Below are 8,958 nucleotides of genomic sequence, written 5' to 3' on the forward strand. Positions count from 1 at the left end.
TTCTATCGGTCACCCAAAAACCAATTTGTCGTTGGGGATCCTACCAAAAAAAAGTCTGGAATGAGTCTCTGAAGAAGGCAGGAATTGAGGACGCTGTTTTTCATGATATGAGACATGACTTCGTCACCAAGGCGATGCGCAGGGGGAATCCAGCATATTTGGTGATGAAGCAAGTAGGACATAAGTCTGATGCGATGCTGCGAAGGTATCAACTCATTGACGAGCGTGATTTGTTCGAATTTAGGTTCTCATCAGAGTCCCAAAAACTCAGTGGAACAAGTTGATTTTTACGTGGGCGTATACGTGGGCAACAGCCGATTTAGAGTGGGTAAATCGAGGTAAGAAACAGTAAGGGAGAAAGAGAAGCAACTCACCTTTAGGCTAGATAAATTCAAGGCTTGAGGGTAGTAGAAGTAAGTTGAAGGAATTACAATTAAAGTTGCAATGTGGTGGAGGCAAGGAGGATCGAACTCCTGACCTCAACGCTGCCAGCGTTGCGCTCTCCCAGCTGAGCTATGCCCCCACGTAGAGCTTGATTGGAACCTGATGAGCAGGTCTTTTTTTGGAAGTGGCGTCCCCAAGGGGATTCGAACCCCTGTTACCGCCGTGAAAGGGCGATGTCCTAGGCCTCTAGACGATGGGGACTTGCTGAAAGTTCAGCGAAAGCTAATAAATATAAATTCCTCCCCAAAAGCTGTCAACTCTCTTTTTGTGAAGCTGCGTACTTTTTCTTTAAAAAGGACTCACACTCCTTGAAAAAACCCACAATTTCTTCAGCCAAAACTGGAGAAATTCCGGACACTTGCCGCAACTCTTCAACACTCGCCTCTCGCACACGTTTCAAGCTACCAAAGTGTTTGAGCAGGGCTCGCTTGCGTCGATTTCCCACTCCAGGGATTTCATCTAGCAGAGATTTTAGATTATCTTGCCGCTTGAGCTTGCGTTGAAACTCAATGGCAAAGCGGTGCGCTTCATCGCGAATGTTCTGCAGGAAATAGAGTACCGAAGAGTGACGCTGCAGGCGAATTTCATTCTTTTGATTGGGTTTGACAACATATTCGTAGTCTTCATCATTGCCTCGAGTCACCCCACGACTACGCTCTGAGCGCCCCTTTGCCAAACCAATAATGTCCTGCTGATGCCAGTCGATTCCTAATTTTTCCATAACAGCTAGAGCCGTGTTAAGTTGTCCCTTCCCACCGTCAATGATGATCAGATCGGGCAGAGGTTGTTGACCACTCAAAGCACGCTGGTAGCGACGGGTTAGCACCTCTTCCATACTTGCAAAATCATCCGGGCTATGAATCGTCCGTAGCTTGTACTTGCGGTAGTTCTCTTTGGCAGGCTTGTTTCCTTCCCAGCAAACCATCGAAGCAACGGTCATTTCACCGCTGAAGTGTGAAATATCAAAACACTCCACCCGATCTGGAAGTTTTTTTAGATGAAGAAAATTCTGAACTTGCCGGAGGATCTCACTGTCTTTAACGACCCGCCTTCTTTGTTCCTCCAGATTCGCCCGAGCATTTTGAAAAGCCAGGCTTACCAATTCTTTTTTATGACCACGCTTGGGAACCGTTAATTGCACCCTGTGACCAGCTTGCTCAGACAAAGCATCTCCCAATATTTCTTCTTCGGGATACTCAAAGGGCAGCAATATCTGGCGAGGAATACCTGTCATTTCACTGGTGTAGAGCCGATTGATGGCCTGTCCCAGTAAATTTGCATCCGAGGCTTGTTCACTCGTATCAAAGAAGAAAAAGTCTGAGCCTAACAAGCGTCCATTGCGAATGAAGAGTACCTGAACACCAGCAGTTCCAGCTTCTCGGTAGAGATTGAAGACATCTCGATCCTCTCCATCTGGTGACATTACCGTCTGTCGAGTGAAGATGCGTTGCAATGATTGAATTTGGTCACGTAGTTGAGCGGCTTGTTCAAATTCCAGCGTTTCTGAAGCAATCTGCATTCGCCGTTCAAGATCCTGCAATAATTCCTGATCACGACCCTTCAGGAACAGTCGTACCTGGCGCACCAATTTTCCATACTCATCAACAGCCACATTTCCACGGCAGGGAGCTAGACAACGTTTCAGTTGGAAGTTGAGACAGGGACGAAAGACCTTGCTTCCATCCAGTTCCATTTTGCTTGTTCTCAACGGGAAATAACGTAGTGCTACTCGCATCATGTGACGGGCATCCTGGGCTGAAGGATACGGTCCAAAGTATTCTGCTTTACGCTCATGACGCTCCCTCACAAGGCTCAGGCGGGGATAGTGTTCCTGGACGCTTAGCTTGAGGTAGGGGTAAGATTTGTCATCCTTGAGGGCCACGTTATAGCGTGGCTTGTGAAGTTTGATCAGTTGTTCTTCAAGCAGAAGGGCTTCTGCTTCGGTGTCCGTTAGAATCCAAGTCACATCAGCAACCAACGAAACCATGATCTGAATTCGCAGGTTATGTGCAGAAGATTTTTGAAAGTAGGAGCGAATCCGATTTCGTAAAACCTTAGCTTTACCGATGTAGAGCAAATCACTGGATGCATTGCGAAACTGATAGACTCCTGGCGCTTCGGGAAGATGTTTCAGTTTCTGCCAAACCGGAGCTTCTTCTGGAGCACGTTTCATCGAAGCAGGGCGCATTGCGATAATCCTCTAGTGATCTTCATTTTCTACTGAGTCTCTTCTTGAGCTTGCTGACTGGATGACATAGCGTAGCGAATTCTTACGCTTTGCCAACCTTCTTTAAAATCCTGATGCTACCCAAACAACTCGAGGAACATGAACTTCAGGCCCTGCTTGTGCTGGATTATCATGAACCAAGATCTGTGCTGGGGTTTCATAGTGAGATCACAGAAACAGGGGTAACTTGGCTGATCCGTGTCTGGGAGCCTGATGCTGTTTCCTGTCTACTGAGATGGCCAGAAGAATTTGGATTGCCTGATCTCAAGTTGGAGCAGGAACACCCTGCGGGCTTATTTGTAGGCACTTGTGAAGGGAAGAATGCTAGCGTCCCATATACGCTCGATTTCAAGTATGCCAATGGTCAAGAGCACAGTCGACTAGATCCTTATTATTTTCAGCTTTCAATCAGTAGTTACGATCAATATCTGTTTGGGCAGGGTAAGCATCGCTTTCTCCATGAAAAACTTGGAGCGCACGTTGAGCAACGTGAAGGGATTGCAGGGGTACGTTTTGCAGTGTGGGCACCGAACGCTAGACGAGTCAGTGTGGTTGGAGACTTCAATGGTTGGGATGGAAGAAGGCACCTGCTCCACGTGTTAGGCAGTTCTGGTATCTGGGAACTCTTTGTGCCTGGAGCTCATTCTGGGCAGTGTTACAAGTTTGAACTTCTCAGTCAGGCACATCAGTTACTGCTAAAGAGTGATCCTTTCGCCTTTGCCACTGAGGTTCGGCCATCAACCGCATCACGAATTCAAGAGTTTTCTGGATTTACTTGGGAAGATGAAGCCTGGCTCGAAAAACGTGAGCAAACAAACTGGTTCTCTCAACCTCTAAACATCTACGAAGTACACCTTGGTTCCTGGAAGTGCATACCCGAAGAGGAAAATCGGTTCCTGAACTATCGGGAATTAGCAGAAGACCTGATTCCTTACGCCAAGCGAATGGGCTATACTCACTTGGAGTTGTTGCCAATAGCAGAACACCCCTTTGATGGCTCATGGGGCTACCAGGTGACTGGATACTTTGCGCCAACATCCCGCTTTGGTCATCCAGAAGATCTGATGTATTTCGTCAATCGATGTCACAAAGAAGGATTGGGTGTGATTATCGATTGGGTGCCTGGGCATTTTCCCAAGGATGCCCATGGACTAGCCCAATTTGACGGAACAATGCTCTATGAACACGAGGATCCAAGAAAGGGAGAGCACAAGGAATGGGGCACGTTGATCTTCAACTATGGCTGTCACGAAGTACGCAATTTTCTGATCAGTAATGCCCTATTTTGGTTTGAAAAATACCATATCGACGGGATTCGTGTCGATGCTGTTGCTTCGATGCTGTATCTTGATTATGATCGACCCCATGAAGAATGGATTCCCAATTCGAGTGGAGGCCGTGAAAATTTGGAGGCTATTGATTTTTTTCAGGAGTTGCACAAAACACTCTTCCACTACTTCCCTAATGTTCTTTCCATCGCTGAAGAGTCAACCTCATGGAATGGGGTTACCCGTCCACCTTACCACGGCGGATTGGGTTTCAACTTCAAATGGAACATGGGCTGGATGAATGATTCACTTCGCTACATGGAGTTGAATCCAGCACATCGCCCGTATCATCATCACTGGCTCAGCTTTTCGCTGGTTTACGCTTTTTCCGAAAACTTTGTACAGGCGATTTCTCATGATGAAGTCGTTCATGGCAAAGGTTCATTACTGAACAAAATGCCCGGTGATGAATGGCAGAAGCGTGCTCATCTCCGCCTGTATCTCTGTTATCAGTTTGGACATCCCGGAAAAAAACTACTCTTTATGGGCAGTGAGTTCGGACAATGGAGGGAATGGTCAGAAGCACAGAGTCTGGACTGGCACCTGCTTGAAAACCTTGTTCACCAACAATTGCAGAACTTCTCTTGCAGGCTCAATTGGTTTTACAGAGAACACCCTGCACTTTACAGCAATGATCGAGATTGGCATGGTTTCGAGTGGATTGATCTTAGCGATACCCAACACAGCACATTTTCATTCTTACGGCGCAGCACAAAGGGTATTGAATCCCCGTTAATATTTGTTTACAACTTCACTCCTGTTCCTCGAACTTACTACCGGGTAGGATTTCCAGAAGTTGGAACATACCGCAAATTGCTTGATTCAGACGCTCCCGAATATGGAGGCTCGGGATTCAACCAACAGGAAACCATCACTGCTGAAGAAGCTCTTTGGCAAGGGCAGGATGCCAGTGCTCACCTGGATTTGCCACCACTTGGATGCCTGATTTGGCAACGTATTCACTGAGTCATTGACGAACCAAGGATCGGGCTCGTCAGAATTGAATCGTACAACATCGGATTCCCTTGATAGCAGACATCGGATTCCACTGTTCTCCGAGACTACCATGAAAGAAAACTTAGCCTCTCTTTCCAACTCACCAACAACAAGCCGTCTGATGGATCAAGATTCCTTGACCAGAGAATACATCGACAGTCTACGATCAGAAATTACAGAACTACGTCGCCAACTTCAGACGGCCTGCACTGAAAAAAATCAATTACTACAACTCTTTCTTGGACAGGCTTCTTCTCTTCAAGCTTCGCTTAATCCAGTTACAAATCAGCCATCAGCCAGCCCACATGTCCAACACACTAAACCCCTAGAACGTGCTGATGATTTGCAGGGTAATTTGCCCATTCCAACAACAGTACCTAAAGTTGAAACAACTTCAGTAAAAACTCCTTCACCAAAGTTGACCCCTCCCAAAAAAGAAAAGAAGGATGCTCCAATCTGGCAACCAGTTCGAAGAGCCAAAGCCTTTGCGGATGAAGTCCCCGTTCCACTTTTGGTGAGACGCTATGTTCAAGAGGTCAACAACCACCGAATTCCAATTGGTCATGCTGAGTTACGTCCAATGTGGGAGTGGCTACAGTGGCAGGGAATGGTTTTAGATCGACAAAATCGTGAGTCTGCAAGAGAAACACTCAAGCGGATGCGCAAGCAACTGAAGAACTGAAGGAAACTATCAGCGTTTTTGCCAGATCCAGTAAATTAGGATCAGACCAAAAACTAGGGGCTCTATCCCAGGTAAGTCTTGCCAAGAAGGGGGCAGGTTCATACGAACCAGTGCAAGAAGTTGAGGCAGAAAACGGACCAGAGCTGCTCCACAGAGTAAGCCCCATAGATTGCTGGAGCCCAATAAACCAATAAGCAAAATCTCGAGCGAGAGAGTCAATGGGAAGGCTTCTGGAGACAAATACTGAAGCTGCCAAGCCAGTAAAATTCCTGAGAGGGCTGCAATGCCTCCGCTCCAGACTAATGCTTGCTGTCGGGCTCGTTGTGGATTAATTCCCAGGCACATCGCCTGTGGGCTATCCTTACAAGCTCTCCAACAACGGCCAATTGTACTGTTTTTCAGTTGCTGCCAACAGAGCCAAGCTCCTGCTAGAGCCAGCAAACTCATCCAGTAACCCCAATGTTGGTCTATACTGCCCTTCAGAAAATCGGGTGTGTCGACAGAGATACCACTGTATCCACCGGTCCAATTCTCAGTGAGTAGCAACAACTCTTGAATCAACAAGGCGGCAACCAGTGTTGAAACCGTCAGGCTAGTGCCCTGCAGTCGTTCCGTAGTCCAGCCCAGTAACCAGCCACTCATTGCACCAAGAGAGATCCCCATCAACAGAGAAAGCCACCATGCTCCACCAACTTGCAGTATCAGCGCACTACCATAAGCGCCAATTGCCAGCCAAGCTGAATGGCCTAAGCTGATCAGACCTACTTCCTTGGATAGGAGCTTCAGGCTCAGTCCAGCGAGCGCATAGATCAGCCATGTTTGAGCTTCGGATAGCCAAAAGGAAGACGCCCACCATGGAATAGTCAGAAGGGCAGCAAAACCGGTGAACATCCCCAATCGCATCACGATTTTCCTGAGAACACAATCGCTGCTGAACCGATTTTGTTAGAACCTCTTAACCATAACCAGAGCAGTAAAATTAAGTAACTGACCAGATCTCTTGAGACATCTGGAAACCAAGCTGCAGAAAGTTGTTCTGTGATTCCAAGCAGTAAGCCACCAAAAACAGCACCTGCGACATTCCCAAAGCCGAACAAAACAGCAGCAGCAAAGGCCTTAATACTCAGCCAGCCCAACTCAGGATGAACCAATGAAAGTGGAGCCAGCAGTATCCCTCCTAATGCTGCGAGGGTTGCGCTCAGCCCCCAAACCAAGGCTTCCATACTTTTGCGTGACACCCCAGAAGCCTGTGCCATCCAGTAATCTTGTGCAAGAGCTCGCAGACCTAATCCTATCCTGCTATGATAGAATAGCCACCAAACGGCCAACCAGGCGATCAGGCTGCCCATCAACACGCTAAGCTGAGCACCACTGATCATCAAAACTCGCCACGTAAACAACTGTTGTTCATAAGGATTTGGAAAGGAAAGCGGCGCAGGGCCCCAGATCATGGTTGCAAGAGAGCGCAGAACAAAGCCCAATCCCAACGTCAGTAGAATTACAGAGATCGGGTTCTCTCTTGGCAAAGGGGACAGTAGTCCTAACTGTAGCAGTGAACCACACAGAAATAGTAGCAGCAGGCTGAGCAGTAAAGCACCTGACCAAGGAACTCCCCATAGTTGGAGTTGCATACCAAGGTAAGCACCCAGCATGAGCAGATCCCCCTGGGCGAAGTTGATTTGTCGAGTTGCACGATAAATTAGGACAAAACCCAAGGCAATTAGACTGTAGATACAGCCTTGGACTAATCCTCCTAATAGCGTCTGAAGTAGCATGGACTTATGGAATAGATGTGGCAAATGAGCCACCTAGATACAGAAAACTGACCCTCTCGTACACAAGGAGATTTGCATGGATGTGATTGCCTTTCGTGAAGCATGGCCAGCCTTACGTGGCACTAGTCTTCCTTTGGAGCCCAACAGTTGGCTACTACACATCCCCAATGGACACCCTCTTCAGAAAGAAATCTCCGCAGAGACTCTTGGTCGTTGGATACAGCAGGAGATCCAGGAATCAGAGACTTTCTTTGTCTTACGTACTAGAAGTCTGATTGCCGAATGGTTACCTGAAAAACCAGCATGCGCCTACCAAGAACTTCTAGAAATCCAGCAGGACAATATTAGAGGATGTGTATGGAAAACATTGGCAGACCCCATTGCAATTCAGCAGCAACTGCTTGGAAACTCCCAGTTAGAAACCATCGCAATGGCTCACCAAGCTGTCTTACAGAGCCCTCGTTTGCCATTGAAACTTAAAGAGTTAAGGATTTCCAAGCCCTGGGGCTATGAAGGTTGGTACACAGGTGTCGAGCAAAGAGGAGTGGCCAGCGTCATTGATGAACAGGGTTCAACTGAGTTGCCGTATGCGCTAAATCTTTTTCCAAAGTCTTTGCTGGCTCACCAAGAACCTCCACTCATCTTGTTGAAAACCCTGAATCCAGTCCCAGAAACTATCTTAGGGGATCTGTATCTGGAATTACATCAGGAAAAATGGGAAGTCTACATTGTTACAGCGATTGATGAAACTGCCTGGCCGGATGGGGTTGGAAAAGTACGAGTTGGACTGCATCCAGAACTGTTTCAAACTTATCAGAAGCAATACGGTGACGACTGGTGGCCTGCCTACCAAAAAGACTTCAGAAGAGCGATTCAAAACTATGAAACCTTGCGTAAAAAGCTGGATGAACTCTTAGATCAGGAAAGAATCCAACGTGGTTATGGATTGAATCAGGCGCTTAGTCCGGAAGAAATGCAGGAATTGCTCTCAACCATCCCGGAACATCTTCAGAAAGAAGAAAACAAACTACGGCTTGCAGCAGAGGCCTACGTTGGGTCATGCCCAGTGCTTGTTGGGGATGTGGTGTCTTTCCCAACCTGGCAAATGCACTCTCTACAACACGGAGTAAGAGTTATTGAATTTCAGACTCCCCACTATGAGCGGATGATTGTGATGTTTGGCCAGAAGGTATTGACTCAGGATCATTGGAATACTGAAGAAGCCCTCGCTGGGATGAAACCCGAAGTATATCAACCTCCACAACCCGAGTTGATCTGGCAACAGGATGGAGTTCGTTGTGAACGAGTGGTCGACTTTCCGGACTTTGACGCCTTCCGACTTCGTGTCCCAGCTGGGCAACATATCCTACTTGAGGGGAAAGGGAACTATCAATTATTGATAGGGGTAGAAGGATACGGCCAGTTGTTGGTCGGCGGTGAGAGTTGTGGGACTGTTCGACATGAAGAAGGCTGGATGATTCCAGCAGTGACTGACGATTGTTGGTT

Annotated in this window: 7 protein-coding genes and 2 tRNA genes; 4 read left to right on the forward strand and 5 right to left on the reverse strand. The window is 47.4% G+C overall.

Going from position 1 to position 8,958, the window contains the following annotated elements:
• Positions 1-284: tyrosine-type recombinase/integrase (locus P8O70_08900; GenBank protein MDG2196994.1), on the forward strand; the 284-nt coding region annotated here is incomplete at its 5' end.
• 163 nt (positions 285-447) lie between these two features.
• Here P8O70_08900 and P8O70_08905 read toward each other — a convergent pair.
• The 3 genes from P8O70_08905 to uvrC form a co-directional block, all read right to left on the reverse strand.
• Positions 448-523, reverse strand: a tRNA-Ala gene (locus P8O70_08905).
• Between the two features lie 46 nt (positions 524-569).
• Positions 570-645 (reverse strand) — tRNA-Glu (locus P8O70_08910).
• Positions 646-697: 52 nt separating this feature from the next.
• Complete coding sequence (gene uvrC, locus P8O70_08915) at positions 698-2,632, reverse strand: excinuclease ABC subunit UvrC (protein ID MDG2196995.1); 1,935 nt, start codon at positions 2,630-2,632, stop codon at positions 698-700.
• Between the two features lie 113 nt (positions 2,633-2,745).
• Between uvrC and glgB the strand changes: the two genes are divergently transcribed.
• Both glgB and P8O70_08925 read left to right on the forward strand, forming a co-directional pair.
• Complete coding sequence (gene glgB, locus P8O70_08920; protein MDG2196996.1) at positions 2,746-4,965, forward strand: 1,4-alpha-glucan branching protein GlgB; 2,220 nt, start codon at positions 2,746-2,748, stop codon at positions 4,963-4,965.
• A gap of 100 nt (positions 4,966-5,065) precedes the next feature.
• Positions 5,066-5,677, forward strand: coding sequence for a hypothetical protein (locus P8O70_08925; protein ID MDG2196997.1), 612 nt, complete (start codon positions 5,066-5,068; stop codon positions 5,675-5,677).
• A gap of 9 nt (positions 5,678-5,686) precedes the next feature.
• On the opposite strand, the gene P8O70_08930 is transcribed toward P8O70_08925, so the two are convergent.
• A complete protein-coding gene (locus P8O70_08930; protein ID MDG2196998.1) occupies positions 5,687-6,580 on the reverse strand; it encodes a branched-chain amino acid ABC transporter permease in 894 nt (297 codons plus the stop codon).
• A complete protein-coding gene (locus P8O70_08935; protein ID MDG2196999.1) occupies positions 6,580-7,476 on the reverse strand; it encodes a branched-chain amino acid ABC transporter permease in 897 nt (298 codons plus the stop codon). The genes P8O70_08930 and P8O70_08935 overlap by 1 nt, the downstream gene beginning before the upstream one ends.
• 52 nt (positions 7,477-7,528) lie before the next feature.
• On the opposite strand from P8O70_08935, the gene P8O70_08940 reads away from it, so the two are divergent.
• A partial coding sequence (locus P8O70_08940) for a hypothetical protein (protein MDG2197000.1) occupies positions 7,529-8,958 on the forward strand: 1,430 nt, incomplete at its 3' end.

The organism is SAR324 cluster bacterium (assembly GCA_029245725.1).
Taxonomy (GTDB): Bacteria; SAR324; SAR324; order SAR324; family NAC60-12; genus JCVI-SCAAA005.